The organism is Luteimonas soli (assembly GCF_042648865.1).
GTDB classification, from domain to species: domain Bacteria; phylum Pseudomonadota; class Gammaproteobacteria; order Xanthomonadales; family Xanthomonadaceae; genus Luteimonas; species Luteimonas soli.
The window spans coordinates 37,376-54,108 of the sequence record NZ_JBHRYA010000009.1 but is presented as its reverse complement, the minus strand read 5'-3'; the positions used below and the strand labels follow the sequence as shown (position 1 = coordinate 54,108).

The following is a 16,733-nucleotide window of genomic DNA, read 5'->3' as shown; positions in this document are numbered from 1 at the left end:
GTCGGGACTACGCCCCCGATGGCTTTTGTCGCTGGGGTTCCTTCATCGCGTGGAATTCGAAGATCAAAAGCCGTCGGGGGCGTAACCCCGACCTACGGGTTTTTCCTACCGACGATGGCGGCAAGCCCCGATTTCACGGGCGGAAGGACGTGGGCATCCTGAAACCCCCTTGGCAAGGAGCCGAACATGAACCGCAGGGACGCCGGTTTTTCGCTGATCGAACTGGTCGCAACGCTTTCCGTGCTGGCGACCCTTCTCGCCATCGCCCTCCCCGCCTTCACGACCCTGCTGCAGGGAACCCGTGCCTCGGGCACCTACCACCTGCTCACCACGTCGCTGGCCGCTGCACGATTGCGGGCCATCAAGGACAACGCGCCCGTCACCGTGTGCCCGAGCGCCGATGGCCTGACCTGCCGGACCGATTCGGTGTGGAGCGACGGTTGGATCATCTACCAGGACCCGGGCCGCGATCCGCAGCCGCAGGGCAATGACACGGTCATCCAGCGCTTCGATCGCGTCGGCGGCGATCTGCAGCTCCAGAGCACGTCCGGGCGCACTCGCGTCCGCTTCCTGCCCGCCGGCTGGGCGTACGGCAGCAACCTGAGCATCCGGCTGTGCCGACCCGGCAGCGACGGGTTCCTGGGCAGCGTGATCGTCAACAACGCGGGCAGGCCTAGGACCGAACGGCACCCGGGCGGCGCCCCCTGCCCGTTCCTCGTTGAATCCTGAGTCCCTGCCCACGCGGTGGCTGGAACTTGCTTGACCCCAGCGCCCGACCACCTAAAATAGCCGTCCCCGCCCGAATAGCTCAGCTGGTTAGAGCACTTGACTGTTAATCAGGGGGTCGTTGGTTCGAGTCCAACTTCGGGCGCCAGATTGCTGTACACGGGTGTTCGCCAACATCCGGCATCGGATCAAAAGGTCCGGTAGAAGCAAGCAGATACGAAATCCTGATGCCCGCGAATGTCCTCCGACGTCCGCGGGCATCGTCGTCTGGTGTGAGTAGATTTGCGGCCCGCGATGGTGCGGACCACGATCACTCCACCGCCCGTTGGACTGTCATCGAGCGCCAGACGTGAAGAACCCGCCTTCCGGCGGGTCCGTCATGCTTCTGCGGCTGTGTTCTGTCCTGCCTACCAGCAGCCATCGGTCGTGGGTGATTTCACTCCCGCCTGGTTGATGGTCAAGGTGCCGCAACTGCTGTCCTGCGACGCCTGGCTTCCCTGGGGAGTCGCCGCCAGTGTGTACGTCGCCGCAGCGGGGCCCGCGGAAAAAGCAAACGAGTAGTGGTCACTCAATTCGCTGGTACAGGCCGTTGCCGGCAGCACCGCGCCCGCATACCCCATGTTCGTCGTGTAATAGCGCTCCATGAACTGGGCCTGCTCCATCAGGCATGCCGCACCCGCCGACCGTCTCGTCTTGACGATGTAATCGGTGTACGCGGGATATGCAATGCTCGCCAGGATCGCGATGATTGCAACGACAACCATCAACTCGATCAGGGTGAACCCTCGCATCTGTGTCTTCCTCACGGTTGTGCCTCCGGTCTTCAATCGTTCGGCACGAGTTCGCGCCAGTTCACACGGCCGGGGGAGCCGCCAGGGGGTGACCCAAGCTCTTCACTGTCCGTGTTGCCCGCACCACCATCCTCGATGGAGAAGGCACCCGTTCCGACGGTCACGAGCCCACTGGTCACGTTGACCTCCGTCGGCATGCCGCCAGTGACGCCCACGCTGCCAATGGTTCCCACGTTGCCGTCCGGGTCGGTGACCGTACCGCCGTTACCGAGATAACCGCCTGATTCCGGACTGGTGCCCGTGAACAGGTTGATGGCATTCAGGAAACCGCTGCCCGCAGCGCTTGCGCAATCGCTGCCTGTAGCGGGGATCACCGAAGACAGGAGCATCGCCGTGCCATAGATCGTGGGGGCCGAGATCACCCGTTCCGGAACCTCCAGGTCGATGTACCAGCCCTTCTTGTTCGCGGGCAGCGGCGAGTAGTTTTCGAAACCGCGGGCGATCTCGCCGGAAGCAGTGGTGCCCACGAACGGGATCGTACGTTCCTCCAGGTCGGCGCGGCTTGCGATCGTGGCGTTCTCGTCCCTGATGCCGTAGATGCTCTGCACCTGCTGGGTACCGACGCCGGGCACGTCGCTGCTCAGGATGAAGCGGCCGGTACCGAAACCCACGGAAACGTTCCCCAAGGCGTCGCGACCCACGCCGATGCCACCGGTGATCGGCTGCGGGGTGCCACCACTGTCCGTTGCCTGGAACAGCTTGACGGCGCTCGTCGGCGGCGTGCCGCCACTGAAGTCCCAGCGGTACACGTTGCCCTTCAGGTCGCCGCCGTAGACCACGTCCACCTTGCCATCCGAGTTCAGGTCGGCCATGCCGAGCGACATCAGGCCATTGGGATCGCTTGCGGTACCGGTACCCGCTACCAGTTCGGTGGTAGCAGTGATCGCGCCAGTCGCGCCGAGCTCATAGACGAACAGCGTGGCCGAATGGTTCGGGCTGTCGATGCCGTTGGGAACGAAGGCATAGGTCTTGTCACCGTTGCCCTTGCGGATGCGCACGGCGCCAAGCACGTAGCCCATGTTCGGGGTCGTGGTGGTGTCCTGGGTCGTGTTGTCCCAAAGCACGTCACCGGTGCCCATCGAGTCGGGATCGGTCACGTCGAGCGCGAATACACCGCGGCCGCCGCGGCCCAGCGCCCCTACCAGGATGTTCCTGTTGTTGCCCTGGGTCGCCCGACTGGTCACCTCGATCTGGCCGTCCACGAAATAGCGATGGTCATAGGCCGTAGCGCTCAGGTTGGCCATGGCCGCAAAATCGATACCCTTGGGCACGTAGGAGAACAGCACCTTGCCAGTGTCGGCGTTGATGCCGTGCAGCATGCCGTCATTGGCTCCGATGTAGACGGTCTTGGTGTCCGCCACGTAGGCAGGCGAGGAGTCCACGATGTCGCCAATCGGCCAAGCGCGCCTGCGCAGCGTGCCGCCGGTCTTCCCCTGCTCCTTGCTCTGGTCACCCCTCAGGTAGGCGATGTTGTCTGCCGCCGTCACCTCGTCGGCCAGGCCGGTACGCACCGCGAAATCGGCCGCGCCGTCCATCGTGGTGTTGAACAGCGACTTCGTCCCGCCCTTCATGGTCAGCACCGGGCGCTTGTTGATGGTGGCGAAATCCTTGTTGACATCGGCGTAGACATTGCCGGTATCGGTGACCCCGGGGAAGGTCTTGGACAAGATCCACTTGGGCTGGTTGGACACGCCCGTCAGCGCGGCGTTGAACGGGCTGGCGATCAGGTCGCCAGTCCAGGAGCCGGACGTGAAGCCGGCCACGAACGTCAGTGTGCTGGTATCGGTCTTGGTGGAACTGGAGGCGATGTTGGATCCGGATGCACTGCGCGAATCGATGGTGGCCAGTGCATCGATCAGCGCCGAAGCGAACTGGTCGGTGTTGCTTGCAACCACGAACTTGCCGCGGCCATTGAGGGAGGCATGCCAGAGATCGTCGATGCGCTTGGGCCCTTCCCCGTCCGTCGTCGGATTCACGTTCCATGGTGAGGGCGCCGGGTTGTTTGGATTCAGCGTGCCCTGCAAGCCGATGGACACGCCGAAGGTCACCATGTGCTGCCAGCTGGCCGGATCGGCCGCACTGGTCAGGACGTTGTTCGGCCAGTTGCTTCCGGTCTTCAGGTCCGTGCGCCAGTACTCGTAAGCGACGTCGGCAAGCGTGTTCCAAAAAGTATCCGGATACTGCGGCGCGTTGCCGTCAACGTCGGTGTTCGTGGCAGCATCAGCGTTGCCCACGTCCGTGTAACCGGAATTATTGTTCCAGTAGCCATCGGTGGTCAGGATGGCGTAGTTCTGCCGGCAAGTCAGCGCATCCCCGTTCGAATCCCTCCAGGGGTCGTCCGTCTTGAAGTAGCGCGCGGCACGCTGCAGTGCTCCCTTGAGCGGCGTGTTGCCGCTCGCACCCGCGCTATGTAGCCGGGAGTAGAAATCGGTACGGTTGGCGCCACTGAACAGGCCACCATTGGTATCAACGGGAATCGGATACGCCGGTGTTTCACCATCCGTATCTTCGCTTCCACCTCCTCGATTCCAGATAGTGTCGAAACCAACGCGATAGTTCGCGCCCAGTCGCCCGAATGCTTCCGAAGCGCCCGCCTTGGCCATCTTGTTGCGGGTGCGATGGTACTGGTACCAATTGGCGAAGTTCTGCAACTCCGCCTGCTGCAGCGCACTGGTATTGCCCTTTGGAGTCATGTCAACCCAGCCGGGCACGGTTACTGCGTATGTGAGCGCTCCGGTCGATCTGTTATTCGACGAGTTGGAAATCCTGAACCATACGGCACCATCTCCGTCGGCATTGATTCTGACTACCTTCGGTTCGTCATTCCCCGTATGCCTGTCTTCCCAATCCCAATTACCGCAATTCCAATTATCCTGGAATACATACAGTTGAGCGCGGCCACTTCCATTGACGGTAATCGTCATCTCTACCGCTTCGTTGGCCTCCACCTCGATACATGAGGAAGATTGATCGCCAGAGATGCTGGAAATATTGCCCGTGGCCAAATTCACGACCCCGCTCTGCAACTGTACCGCACCGCCGTTGTAGCTCGTCGATGAGCTGGACGCACCAATGCGGTACTTATCGTAATTGCTGGCCGTCGTGCCAGGATTGGCCACCTTGGGCACATAAAAATACGTCCGCCACGCGTTCCTGCTGTCGGTCAAGTTGATCTTGCTCGCAGTTGGGCTTGTGGTGCTGTTGGAAACCGACGTGAAGTCGGCCTGCTCAAGGCGCGCGTCCAGATCCGTGCTTGCCGTGCGCCAGGGGCGATAAACCGTTGTCGGGTTGTAGTACAGCGAGTTGTTTACGTACGAACGGTCCGTAACCGTGTCTGCAGTCCCGCTGCTGGTGTCTTTGTCCGCCCACATCCACGAACGCTCCATCGACCCCGAATCATCCAGGATCATCAGGATGTTCGGCGGAAGCGCATTTCCACCGGTCAGCAGCGGGTAGTTCGGGAACGAAGTAGCCGCATGTACCGGCAACCCCATCAATGTCGTGAGTGCAACAACACCGGCGATGCCCATGGTCTGCAGATGCGTCGGCCTGCGGGGCTGGAAAGTCTTCTTCATGGTCATGATCGGCTCCATCAGCGCTTGTACAGCGACTGGAGGATCACCTCGGCGCCGTTGGGAGTCCTGGCGTAGGAGGTGATGCGGTAAACATTCTGCGAGGTGCCGCTGATGCAGGGCTTGGACATGTCGATGCAGCTGGACGTGGCACCCAATACCGAAGTGGTGCCGTAATCCTCGATGATGAATCTCGGGTTGAGCGAACTGTTCCCAATCGATATCGCAGTACCGGTCTGGTAACCGCCTTCGCCGTCATCCCAGAAGTCGTTGTTGGACTCCCACCCGGCTTCCTTCGCACAGCGGCCCGCGGCGCACCCCGCGGACGGGAAGGTGACGGTGCCGTCGCGTGCGATCAGCTCCGCCTGGCGCAAGCCAGCTTCCGCCACCTGGAACGACATGCTGCGCGTAGCGATGTTGGCGGCCATGCGCTCCTGCATGATGCCCCCGCGAAGGGACGCGATGCCAAGCAGGGTGAGGATCAGCAGCACCATCATCACGACCAGCAGCGCCGCGCCGTGCTGCCTGTTGCGTGGATTATTGTTGAAAGGACCGGATTTCATTGGATGTCCTGATGGTTCCGGAGCAGGATGTAGTCATCCAGCGAGCGGGTGAGGACCTGGTTGTCGGTTCCCTCGGTATCGTTCTTCGTCAACGCGCCACGCACCGCCTCGAATTCGAGTTGCGCGTGGACGGCCGTAACCTGCTTCCACGCAAGGCCCGATGCAGCAGCCACGTAACTTGGCGCCGCCCCGACCTTGTAGGTAACCTGCATGTCGGTGACGCCTTCGGCGATTTCAGCGGGCGTGCCCGACGTAGCGCCACCATTGGTGACCACCTGCCGGTACAGCGAGGTGCCTCCGCGACCGTTGTTGGCCAGGTACCACCTCACGCCGAATGGCTTGACCACCTGTGCCGGCGAGTTGCTCGGCTCGTTCAGGCAATTGGGGTTCTTGGGCGTTTCCGGAAGAAAGCAGTAACCCGGCGCATTGGTGCCGCCCACCGAAGCGTCGAACGACGCCTGGTCGATCTGGAAGGGTTTCATGAGGTTGCCGGGATTGCCATTGCCGCTGTTGTGCTGGATGGACGTGCCGGACGGAAGCGACGTCGCCTGGAAGATTGCGGCTACTTCGGCATTGCAGACCATGAGGATGTCGTTGACGACCAGGCCTGTCGTACTGTTCACGCCGATGTTGGCGCTCGGCTCCCCGTTGCTGGTGACGCTGATGGAGGCGCCATTGGCCAGGTACAGGGTGAGCTCATCGGAACCATTCGGTCCGGTTCCATCTGCCCCGCTCAGGCCATCGGCCCAGCCCAGGTAGTAGTTGCCGCCTGGCTTCGAGGTGTCCAGCATGTTGACGATGTTGCGGGTACAGGGATTGCCGCCCGCTTCACGAACGTCGCGCGCCAGCATCTCGAACGCGATGCGCTGGTTCTCCTGGATGCGGTTGACCGATGCCGTGGTGCCGTAGACCTTGCGGCTCGACAGGAACAAGCTGCCGGCGGCGGCCACCACCAGCAGGCCGAGAATCATGGCGACCATCAGTTCAATCAGCGTGAATCCACGCTGCGCGGCCTTCGTCGTGGCTGGCGAGTGCGTCATAGCTGGCTCGTGATATTGATGTCGGACGGCCTGGCAGTACCGCCGGTGGCACGCTCATCGCTCCACTGCACGCCCACGCTGCAGGTCATGGTGTCGGCAATGCAGACGACCCTGCCCTTGGCATCCGGCGCCACGGTAGCCTGAAGACCATCCAGCCAGCCCATCATGGTGCCGGGCGTGCCGCTGCCATCGCCTTCGGTATAGATATTGGTGTTGTAGATACTGATGTTGGCGCGGTTGGCCCGGATGATGTCCATCATCGAGTAGATCTGGATGGCTGCCTGGGTGCGGCTTGCGGAGCCACCGGAGTTCTTCAGGGCGACGGTCTGCAGGGCGGCGATGCCCAGCACCCCGATGGCCAGGATCAGCACGGACACCATGACCTCGATCAGACTGACGCCCAGCTGGGATTTGCGTACCACGGACTGCGTGCTCCTGTTGGCCATGTCAGTTGTCTCCCGGCGTGGTGCAGGCAGCGGTGGCTGCACGACGGGCAGTGTTGACCCGTCCGGCGCTTGCGCTGACATCAATGCCGTTGTTGCCGGACATGTTGCTCACGCACAGGCCCAAGGTACCGCTGGCCTTGGTCCCCACCGCCGAAAACCCGATGGGCGTGAACGTGAACCTGTTGCTGCCACCGGCAAGATTCGCACTGGCCTTGACCGTGACCGACGGATGCAAAGTGCCGTCCCGCAGTACCGTATTGACGCCGTCCTTGGTCATCAGGGCAATCCAGTGGCTACCCGGCGACGCGGCGCAGTTGGCGCCATCGTTGCTGGGGCAGACCGTGACGCTTGCGCGGTTGCTGATGGCGCTCGTGCGCGCCGTCTGCAGCAGTGCCACCATTTCGTTCGCCGACGAGACCAGGCGATTACCCCGTATCAGGTTGGCGAAGCTCGGCATGGCGATGACCGCAATGATGGTAAGAACCGCCAACGTGACCATCAACTCGACCAGCGTAAACCCACGCGCGGCGGATAATCCCGCGATTTTTGGGCGGTGTTGCAGCATAGCTCCCCCTGCACTCGGCGATTCGACCCTAACGGATGCTCCCATGCGACGCCATCCACCCCCGACGAGCGGGCGGTTGCCGGAGGCAGGCGGCATTTCCCGGACCCTGGCGACGACCACTCGAAACGGGGAAGCATGATGTGCATATGATCGCCAGGGGAAGACCGTCCACGCTCCGGGATATCGACATGCCTGACCACCGCCCCCTCGAGGCGCTGTTCCGCCCGCCTGCGCTGATCACCGTCGTGCTGGCGGGCGAGGCCCTGGCCCTGATGCTTGCACTGGCGTCGGGACGGCCAGGCGCACGGATGCTCCAGTTCGGACTGGCGTCTCTCGGCATCCAGTGGGTTGCAGTTGGCACGTTGTGCATGCTGTACCTGCTGCGCCGCCCCCTGTCGCGCCTGACAGCGTCCGTGCTCGCCTGGGTCTGCCTCGGACTGCTGTTGGCGATGACCCTGCTGGTGGCTTCGGCGGCATGGGCATTGCTCGACTTGAGCGCGGGGTTGGACCAGGGTGCTCTGTCTTTCATGCTGCGCATGCTGGGCATCGCCTTGGTGGTAGGCCTGCTGGCATTGATGGCGTTCCAGAACTACTCCGAGGCCACGCGGCTTGCGGTTCGCGCCAAGCAGTCTGAGCTGGAGGCACTGCAGGCGCGGGTGCGGCCACACTTCCTGTTCAACACCTTGAACAGCGGCATCGCGCTGGTGCGGCAGCGGCCGGAGCAGGCGGAGGAGTTGCTGTTGGGATTGTCGGACCTGTTCCGCGCGGCGCTGGCGCGGCCGCACGACGTGGCGCTGGGCGAAGAGCTGGCGCTGGTGCGCCGCTACCTGGAGATCGAGGCGGTGCGGTTCGGGCCGCGGCTGCGGGTGACGTGGCGGCTGCCGGAGCCGTTGCCGGAGCTGGCGGTGCCGGCGCTGTCGGTGCAGGCGCTGGTGGAGAACGCGGTGCGGCACGGAATCGAGCGGTCGCCAGAGGGTGGCGGGATCGACATCGAGGTGGCCGTGGAGGGCGACGAGGCCGTGATCGAGGTGCGCAACGCGCTGGGCACGGCGGGGAATGACGATGCACGCGCCGGGCATTCGATCGGTTTGCAGGCGACGCGGGCGCGGGTGCAAGCGAGCACGGGCGGGCGTGGCAGCGTGGAGTCCGGGCGCGAGGGGGAGGCGTTCGTGGCGCGGATGCGGTTGCCGGTGGGGTGATGGGAGCAAACGTGGTTGGGAACCCGTAGGTCGGGGTTACGCCCCCGACGGCTCTTGTTCTTCGGCCATTGATCCAATGCCTCCGGCCGGCACGCCGCCGCAAGACCGTCGGGGGCGTAACCCTGAAAAGCCGTCGGGGGCGTAACCCCGACCTACGGAGTCGAATTACGCGATGACTTCGTAGCAGGGCTTGTAGTCGCCGCTGATCTTCATGCGGCGCTGTTCGACGAAGGCCCGCAGCAGGGCGTCGAGTGATTCCATCATGTCGGTGTCACCGTGGATCTGGAACGGGCCGAATTCCTCGATCCGGCGCATGCCGTCTTCCTTGACGTTGCCGGCGACGATGCCGGAGAAGGCGCGGCGCAGGTCGGCGGCCAGTTCGTGGGGCTTGCGGCCGTGGTGCAGGTCGAGCGCGGCCATGGCTTCGTGGGTGGGCTGGAACGGCTGCTGGAATTCCAGTGGCACGTCGAGCGACCAGTTGAAGTAGAACGAGTCCTTCTGGTCCAGGCGGTACTCGCGCACCTTGCGGATGCCGGCGGCCATCTGCCTGGCGACCTTTTCCGGATCGCCGACGATGATCTCGTAGCGCGCGGTCGCGGCTTCGCCCAGGGTGAGGCGGATGAACTTGTCGATCTGCTCGAAGTACGGCGCCGAGGCCACCGGGCCGGTGAGGATCAGCGGGAACGGCAGCTGCGCGTTCTCCTCGCGCAGCAGGATGCCCAGCAGGTACAGGATCTCCTCGGCGGTGCCGACGCCGCCGGGGAACACGATGATGCCGTGGCCGAGGCGGACGAAGGATTCGAGCCGCTTCTCGATGTCCGGCATGATCACCAGCTGGTTGACGATCGGGTTCGGCGATTCGGCGGCGATGATGCCCGGTTCGGTGATGCCGATGTAGCGCGGGCGGCGCTGGCGCTGCTTGGCGTGGGCGATGGTGGCGCCCTTCATCGGGCCCTTCATCGCGCCGGGGCCGCAGCCGGTGCAGATGTCCAGGCCGCGCAGGCCCAGCTCGTAGCCGACGTCCTTGGTGTACTGGTACTCGTCGCGGTTGATGGAGTGGCCGCCCCAGCAGACGACGAGGTTGGGGTCGGCCGGCTGCAGCACGGAGGCATTGCGCAGCAGGCGGAACACGGCATCGGTGACGCCTGCGGAGGTGCCGAGCTCGTCGGCGTATTCGGGCGCGAGTTCGATCGCGGTGTAGACGAGGTCGCGCACGACGGCGGCGAGCAGTTCGGCGACGCCGCGGATGATCTCGCCGTCGACGAAGGCGATGGCCGGGGCGTTCTTCAGGTCGATGCGCAGGCCGCGGTCCTGCTGGCGCACCTCGATGTCGAAGTCCGGGTACAGCTCCTGCGCGGCGCGCGGATCGTCGGAGGTGCTGCCGGTGGTCAGCACAGCCAGCGTGCAGCGGCGCAACAGGTCGTGCATTCCGCCGCGGGAGGCGTCGCGCAGGCGCGCGACTTCCTCGCGGGAAAGGATGTCGAGGCCGCTGCGCGGGTAGATGCGGGCGTTGACGGTAGGAAGCGAGGTGGTGCGCGGGGACGCGGGGGTGTCTTGGGTCTTGGTCATCCAGTCGTCTGTCTTGTTCTTGTCGTCGGTTGGGACTTTAGCGCAGTGCGGGGCATCGTAGGTCGGGGCTACGCCCCCGACAGCCACACATCGTGGTTGGGCTCGCCCCCCCCCGACGCCCTGAAGATCAAAAGCCGTCGGGATGTAACCCCGACCTACGGCATTTTCGATTTCCGGGCGCCGGTGCGTGAGCCGGAGCGTCGGGGGCATAACCCCGGTCCACAAGAAAACGGCCGGGTTGCCCCGGCCGTTCCGTGTTGCGGCTTGCGGTGGATCAGAACTGGTAGCGCAGGGTCAGCATCGCCGACCAGCGCGACACCACGCGCGAGGGGTACGAGGCATTGGCGTCGTACTCGCTCAGCTCCTCCCACGTCGGGCTGCTCTCGCTGCCCAGGTTGTAGGTGTAGGTGCCATCGGGATTGACCGACGCCAGGCGTGCCAGGTAGCGGGTGTTGTCCGAGAACGTCTCGCCCATCGTCTCGCCCCAATCCTTGTTCAGCAGGTTGAGGAAGTTGTAGATGTCGAGGCGGATCACCGACTTGTGGCCCTTGAAGAAGCCGGGCAGCTCCTGCTGGAAGCTCACGTCGAGCTGGTTGACCCACGAGTAGGTGTCCCCGTTGCGCTCGGCGATGCTGCCGCGGCGCGCAGACAGGTACGAATTGTTCTCGATGAACTCGTGGAACGCCGCGATCTGGCCGGGCGTCGCCGAGCCGTAGCTCACGATCGGGTCGTCGACCAGCGGGATGTACGCCGGATCCTGGAAGATCCCGTCGCCGTTCGTGTCGCCGTTGATGGTCCAGGTGTACGGCAGGCCGGAATGACCGTTGTAGTACGCGGCAACGCTGGTCTTGTAATCACCGAACAGCGCCTTCTCCCAGCCGAGCGTGGCCTTGATCGAGTCGCGGATCTGGCGGCCGGCCGTGGTCGCGATCTCCTGGTTCGGATTGACGCGCGAGACGTACTGGTAGCTGGACCAGGCCTGGGAACTGCCATCGGAAGCCACTTCGTCGGCCTTCGTGAAGGTATAGCTCAGGCTGCCGAACCAGTTGTTGGCCAGCGGCTTGTTCAGGGCGAAGGTGATCGACGAAGCCGAACCCTTGTCGGTATTACCCATCACCGTGGAGTTGGTGGTGAAGTCCGGGTTGGCGCCGCACGTGCGGTTGCTGCTGCTCATGTTGCCCAGGTCGCACCAGAAGTACTGGCGGCCGTCGGCCAGGGTGCCCTGCGCGGGACCGAGGTTCAGCGCCTGGTAGAACACGGCGTCCTTGGCCTTGATCATCTGGTAATCGATCGTGCCGATCAGCCCCCACCAAGGCAGCTCGGTGTCGTAGCCGAGGCTGAACTTGTAGACGCTCGGCAGCTTGAAGTCCGGATCGATCGAGTCGATCTGGTAGCTCGGGCTTCCGCCCGCCGGGATGTTCTGGTTGTACGGATCGGCGCTGAACGGCGCAGTGGCCGGGTCGAACGAGCGGTACGACAGCGAGGTCACGCCGTTGTTCTGGTAGGGGTTGGCCAGCCAGACGAAGGGCGGGATGCTCTGGAACACGCCCGCGCCACCGCGCAGCTGCGAGAACCGCTCGGTGTCGAACGCGTAGTTGAAGGACACTCGCGGCATGATGACCTTGTTGTCCGAACCCAGCTTGTAGTCGTTCGGGAAGCCGAACGCTTCCTCGAAGCCGGGGGTGCGGACCGGGGCCTTGTCGGCCTTCGGAATGTTCACGCGCAGGCCGTAGGTCAGCGACAGCTGGTCGTTGACCTGCCAGGTGTCCTGCAGGAACGGGCTGAACTGGCTGTAGACCAGGGCAGCCGCCGTGTCGGCCTCCGAGTAGCCCGGGGCCGGGCGGCGCAGGTTGTACACGTCGTAGTCGCCCGCGGCGAAATCGGCGAGGCTGGTGAACACGTACGAGCCGTGCAGGTCGCGCCCGTAGAGGTTGTACACGTCATGGCGCAGGTAGTCGAAGCCACCCTTGATGGTGTGGTCGCCGGCGTAGTAGGTGCCGAACGCCGACAGCGTGTAGCGCTCGGTGTTGATCTGGTTCTCGTGGCGGTTGTTGTCTTCGCCGATGAAGATCGAGCCGCCACCGGCGGTTTCGATCTCGACTTCAGGCTGGTTGATCGGGTTGCCGTTGACCTGGTCGAACTTCTGGTGGCTGAGCTTGATCTCGGTCGAGAAGTTGTCGGTCCAGTCGCTGAACAGCTGCAGCGAGGTGTTCTTGGTGATGTTGTCGATGTTGTACCAGTGGCTCGACAGCACCACGTTTTCCGGATACGCGTCGTACGGAGACGGGCGGAATTCCTTGGTCTGCTGGTACGTCAGGCTGGCGCGGTGGTAGTCGTTGATGTTCCAGTCCAGCTTGACCAGGTAGCGCTTGTTCTCGAGGTTGACGCCGGTCGAACCGTAGTTGCCGGGCACCATGCCGAGGGCGGTGGCGGTGGCGATCGCATCCTGGACTTCCTGCGAGCTGACGAAGCCGTTGGACACGCCGTCGGACTGCGACGCGCCACCGAAGTCGGTGATTTCCTGTTCTTCGTACGAGGCGAAGAAGAACAGCTTGTCCTTCACGATCGGGCCGCCGAGGGTGACGCCCATGGTCTCGTCGGTGTCGAACAGGTCGTACTCCTGCCCGTCGCGGCTGCCGACCAGGTCCTTGGAATCCTTGTAGACGTAGTACACCGAGCCGTGGAACTCGTTGGTGCCCGACTTGGTCACCGCATTGATCGTGGCGCCGACGGTATCGGCGGCGACGTCGTAGTCGGAGATCTTGATGTCGTAGGCGGCGATGGTGTCCACGGAGATCGGGCTGCCGGTGTACGGCATGCCGTTGCCGTTCAGGCCGAAGGGGTCGCCCTGCGACAGGCCGTCGACCGAGATGGTGTTGTAGCGGTTGTTGACGCCCGCAACCGAGATCGAACCGCCCGCCTGGTCGATCACCGTGACGCGCGGGTCCATGCGCGCGGCATCGTCGAGCGAACGGCTGCCCGCCGGGAGGATTTCCAGCTGGCGCCCGCTGAGCGAGGTGCCGACGCCCTTGTTGTCGGGGTTGAAGGTATCGAGCATGCGCGACGCGGTGACCGCGACCGTCGCCAGCGTGGTGGTGTCGTCGCTGCCGAGCTGCGCGTTGACCGCGTTGACCTTGTTGAGGTCGAGGAAGATGCCGTCCTCGGTATCGGTGCCGGCGCCGGCCTTGGTGGCGGTGACGGTGTACGGACCGCCAACGCGCAGGCCGCGCGCGTTGTAGCGGCCGTTCTCATCGGTGGTGGCGCGGCTGACCGTGCCCGACTCGACGTGGGTGATCGTCACTTCCGCGCCGGCAACCGGCTGGCCGTCGGCACCGGTGACCTGGCCGCCGATACCGGCGGATGTGCTCTGCGCGAAAGCGGGCGCGGCGGCGAGTGCAGCGATCAGCCCAAGCGACAGCTTGGAAAGTCGAAGACGGGAATGGTTCATGTCTGTTTGGCCTCGATACGATTGACGGTGTTGCGCGGCGTGCGCAAGCCTTTGGGATACGAAACGGGGGTCCCCACACACCCCACACGAGCTCCGCGCCCGCCCTCTGGGGTTAACAACAGATTAACACAATAGACGGGCCGGATGACAGCGAAATGACAACTCCATCACGGGCGTTTCCGGCGATTTCCGCCGTGACTTGAGCAATGTCCGGCAAGTCATTGATCGTGATTTTTCGCCCTCAGGCCGTGGAAGCGATTCCAAGGTAGGCGCCGATGCCGTCGAGGAACATCTGCACCGAAATCGCGACCAGCAGCATGCCCATCAGGCGCTCCACCGCGGTCAGCGCACGGGTGCCGAGCAGCTTGTACAGGAAGGTGGCCGACAGCAGGATCACAGCGGTCGCGCCCCAGGCGATCATCAGCGCCAGGCTCCAGGCGCCAAGGCGATCGGGCTCCTGGCTGCCCATCAGCATCACCGCGGCCATGCCCGACGGCCCGGCGATCATCGGGATCGCGATTGGCACGATGAAGGGCTCTCCGCCGGGCAGAGCGCCCATCAATCCTTCCGCCGGCGGGAAGATCATGCGGATGCCGATCAGGAACAGCACGATGCCGCCGGCGATCGACACCGATTCCTGGCGCAGGTGCATCAGTTCGAGCGCGTACTTGCCGAACCACAGGAACACCAGCAGCACGCCGAGCGCGATGAGCAGTTCGCGGATCATGACGATCCGTTGACGCTTTGGCGTCAGCGGACGCAGCAGGTTGAGCACGACCGGCACGTTGCCGAGCGGGTCGAGGATCAGGAACAGCAGCACGGCGGCGGAGACGATGGTCATTGGCGTGCCCGCAACTTCAAACCGTCATTCCCGCGAAAGCGGGAATGACGGCGACGGAAGGTCGAGATGGCATCGGTCACCGGAGCACGCTCACGCAAGCGGGTTCCACACCCGCCCGCGGTGCTCGGCGCCCACCGCCGACAGCAGCGTCACGCAGTCGTCGGCGTAGCGCACGGGCTCGGCGGCTTCGCGGTCGTCTTCCTCGACGTAGGCCTGGGCGCGCAGCGAGGTGCGCATCGGGCCGGGCTGCAGGCCGCTGACGCGCACGGTGGAGTTGGCCAGTTCGGCGTGCAGCATGCCGACCAGCGCGGCGGTGGCGTGCTGGGCCAGGCCGTAACCACCCCAGTAGGCGCCGCCGACGCGCTCCAGGTCGTCGACCGCGAACACCACCGCGCTGTCCGGCGCCTTGCGCAGCAGCGGCAGGCAGGCCTGGGTGAGCCATGCGCGCGCGGTGAGGTTGACGTGCACGGCGCGCGCGAACCGCGCCGGGTCGCTGCGTTCGAGCGAAGCCAGGCCGTGGAAATCCGCGGCACAGTGCAGCAGCCCGTCCAGGCGGCCGAAGCCCCCTTCGACGCGGCGCGCGAGATCGGCGTGGTCGTCGGGTGATGCGCCTTCGAGGTCGAACGGGTAGTTCACCGGCTCCGGCAGCGCCTCGTCCGATTTGGCGATGGCGTCGTAGACGCGGTTCAACTTCGGCACCTTGCGGCCGAGCAGGACGACGGTCGCGCCCGCGCGCGCGCAGGCGATCGCGGACGCGCGCCCGAGGCCGCCGTGCGCGCCGCTGACCAGGATCACCCGGTCCTGCAGCACGCCGGGCTGCACGCCGCCGGCGGTGGCCACCGTTGCCCTCACGCCTTCTGCACTTCCGCGACCATGCGGGCCAGCTCGCCGGATTCGTACAGTTCCATGGTGATGTCGCAGCCGCCGATCAGCTCGCCGTGGATGAACAGCTGCGGGAAGGTCGGCCAGTTGGAATAGCGCGGCAGGTTGGCGCGGATCTCCGGCTCCTCCAGCACGTTGACGGTGTGCAGCTCGCCGACGCCGGCGGCCTTGAGCGCCTGCACGGTACGGCTGGAAAAGCCGCACATCGGAAACTGCGCCGTGCCCTTCATGAAAAGGACGATGGGGTGGCCTTCGACTTCGGCCTTGATCCGCTCGAGAACGGGCATTGCACTACTCCTGCATGGCACGGCGCCGCGGCAGGAACGCCGCGGCCGTGCGTGGGGTTTCGGAAGGCCGTATTGTAAGCCCACGCACGGTTGCAGGCCCGCCCGCCGCGCGCCGGATGAACCACCCCAGGACACCATGGCCATCGAACTGCCCCCCCTGCCCTACGAGCGCAGCGCGCTGGAACCGCATATTTCCGCGGAGACGGTCGATTTCCACCACGGCAAGCACCAGCGCGCCTACGTGGACAGGCTCAACGAGCTGATCACGGGCACGCCGTTCGCCGAGATGGCGCTGGAAGACATCGTCCGCGGCGCCCAGGGCGCGATGTTCAACAACGCGGCGCAAGCCTGGAACCACGCCTTCTACTGGCAGTGCCTGCGGCCGGCGGCGGGCGGTGGCGGCGGCGAGCCGACCGGGGCGCTGGCCGAGGCGATCGACAAGGCGTTCGGCGGCGTGGAGGCTCTGCGCACGCAGTTCGACGAGCTGGCGCTTCGGACGTTCGGCTCCGGCTGGGTCTGGCTGGTGCAGCGCGCCGAGGGCGGCCTCGCCCTGGCCGCGACCGCGAACGCCGCGACGCCGCTGACCGGCAGCGACAAGCCGCTGCTCGCCTGCGACGTGTGGGAACACGCGTACTACATCGACTATCGCAACGCGCGGGCAAAGTACCTGGAGGCGTTCTGGAACGTCGTCAACTGGGACTTCGCCGCCTCGAACATGTAGAGCCTGCCCCGGACTTGATCCGG

The 16,733-nt window shown here is 64.7% G+C and carries 14 protein-coding genes and 1 tRNA gene; 4 read left to right on the top strand and 11 right to left on the bottom strand.

The window, feature by feature from the left end; translation table 11 throughout:
• The first annotated feature begins 186 nt into the window (after positions 1 to 186).
• A complete protein-coding gene (locus ACFONC_RS13055; protein WP_386744782.1) occupies positions 187 to 729 on the top strand; it encodes a GspH/FimT family pseudopilin in 543 nt (180 codons plus the stop codon).
• A gap of 68 nt (positions 730 to 797) precedes the next feature.
• A tRNA-Asn gene (locus ACFONC_RS13050) sits at positions 798 to 874 on the top strand.
• Positions 875 to 1,133: 259 nt separating this feature from the next.
• Here the strand turns inward: ACFONC_RS13050 and ACFONC_RS13045 are convergent.
• From ACFONC_RS13045 to ACFONC_RS13020, 6 genes are read right to left on the bottom strand one after another with little or no spacing between them, the layout of a single operon-like run.
• Positions 1,134 to 1,517, bottom strand: a complete 384-nt coding sequence (locus ACFONC_RS13045) for a type IV pilin protein (protein ID WP_386744780.1) — start codon at positions 1,515 to 1,517, stop codon at positions 1,134 to 1,136.
• 32 nt (positions 1,518 to 1,549) lie between these two features.
• Positions 1,550 to 5,158 (bottom strand): pilus assembly protein, encoded by a 3,609-nt coding sequence (locus tag ACFONC_RS13040; RefSeq protein WP_386744778.1) that lies wholly within the window; start codon positions 5,156 to 5,158, stop codon positions 1,550 to 1,552.
• An 11-nt stretch (positions 5,159 to 5,169) separates the two neighbouring features.
• Positions 5,170 to 5,712, bottom strand: a complete 543-nt coding sequence (locus ACFONC_RS13035) for a pilus assembly PilX family protein (RefSeq protein WP_386744777.1) — start codon at positions 5,710 to 5,712, stop codon at positions 5,170 to 5,172.
• Complete coding sequence (locus ACFONC_RS13030; RefSeq protein ID WP_386744775.1) at positions 5,709 to 6,752, bottom strand: prepilin-type N-terminal cleavage/methylation domain-containing protein; 1,044 nt, start codon at positions 6,750 to 6,752, stop codon at positions 5,709 to 5,711. Before ACFONC_RS13030 ends, ACFONC_RS13035 begins: the two co-directional genes overlap by 4 nt.
• A complete protein-coding gene (pilV, locus tag ACFONC_RS13025) occupies positions 6,749 to 7,198 on the bottom strand; it encodes a type IV pilus modification protein PilV (RefSeq protein WP_386744773.1) in 450 nt (149 codons plus the stop codon). The genes ACFONC_RS13030 and pilV overlap by 4 nt, the downstream gene beginning before the upstream one ends.
• A gap of 1 nt (position 7,199) precedes the next feature.
• Entirely contained in the window at positions 7,200 to 7,763 is a 564-nt protein-coding gene (locus tag ACFONC_RS13020; RefSeq protein ID WP_386744771.1) for a GspH/FimT family pseudopilin, read from the bottom strand.
• Between the two features lie 188 nt (positions 7,764 to 7,951).
• Here ACFONC_RS13020 and ACFONC_RS13015 point away from each other — a divergent pair, with 188 nt between their 5' ends.
• Positions 7,952 to 8,962, top strand: a complete 1,011-nt coding sequence (locus ACFONC_RS13015) for a sensor histidine kinase (RefSeq protein WP_386744769.1) — start codon at positions 7,952 to 7,954, stop codon at positions 8,960 to 8,962.
• 165 nt (positions 8,963 to 9,127) lie between these two features.
• Here ACFONC_RS13015 and ppnN read toward each other — a convergent pair whose 3' ends face one another.
• The 5 genes from ppnN to grxD form a co-directional block, all read right to left on the bottom strand.
• Positions 9,128 to 10,531 carry a nucleotide 5'-monophosphate nucleosidase PpnN gene (gene ppnN, locus ACFONC_RS13010; protein WP_386744768.1) on the bottom strand — a complete coding sequence of 468 codons (1,404 nt, stop codon included), beginning with the start codon at positions 10,529 to 10,531 and terminating at the stop codon, positions 9,128 to 9,130.
• A 274-nt stretch (positions 10,532 to 10,805) separates the two neighbouring features.
• Entirely contained in the window at positions 10,806 to 13,979 is a 3,174-nt protein-coding gene (locus ACFONC_RS13005; RefSeq protein WP_386744766.1) for a TonB-dependent receptor, read from the bottom strand.
• A gap of 241 nt (positions 13,980 to 14,220) precedes the next feature.
• A complete protein-coding gene (locus tag ACFONC_RS13000; RefSeq protein ID WP_386744765.1) occupies positions 14,221 to 14,820 on the bottom strand; it encodes a YhgN family NAAT transporter in 600 nt (199 codons plus the stop codon).
• Between the two features lie 90 nt (positions 14,821 to 14,910).
• The gene (locus ACFONC_RS12995) at positions 14,911 to 15,660 is read right to left on the bottom strand and encodes an SDR family NAD(P)-dependent oxidoreductase (RefSeq protein WP_386745151.1); all 750 of its coding nucleotides are present in this window, start codon (positions 15,658 to 15,660) and stop codon (positions 14,911 to 14,913) included.
• Positions 15,661 to 15,668: 8 nt separating this feature from the next.
• Positions 15,669 to 15,989 (bottom strand): Grx4 family monothiol glutaredoxin, encoded by a 321-nt coding sequence (gene grxD / locus ACFONC_RS12990; RefSeq protein WP_386744764.1) that lies wholly within the window; start codon positions 15,987 to 15,989, stop codon positions 15,669 to 15,671.
• Positions 15,990 to 16,125: 136 nt separating this feature from the next.
• Between grxD and ACFONC_RS12985 the strand changes: the two genes are divergently transcribed.
• Positions 16,126 to 16,710, top strand: a complete 585-nt coding sequence (locus ACFONC_RS12985) for a superoxide dismutase (RefSeq protein WP_386744762.1) — start codon at positions 16,126 to 16,128, stop codon at positions 16,708 to 16,710.
• Positions 16,711 to 16,733 lie beyond the last annotated feature (23 nt).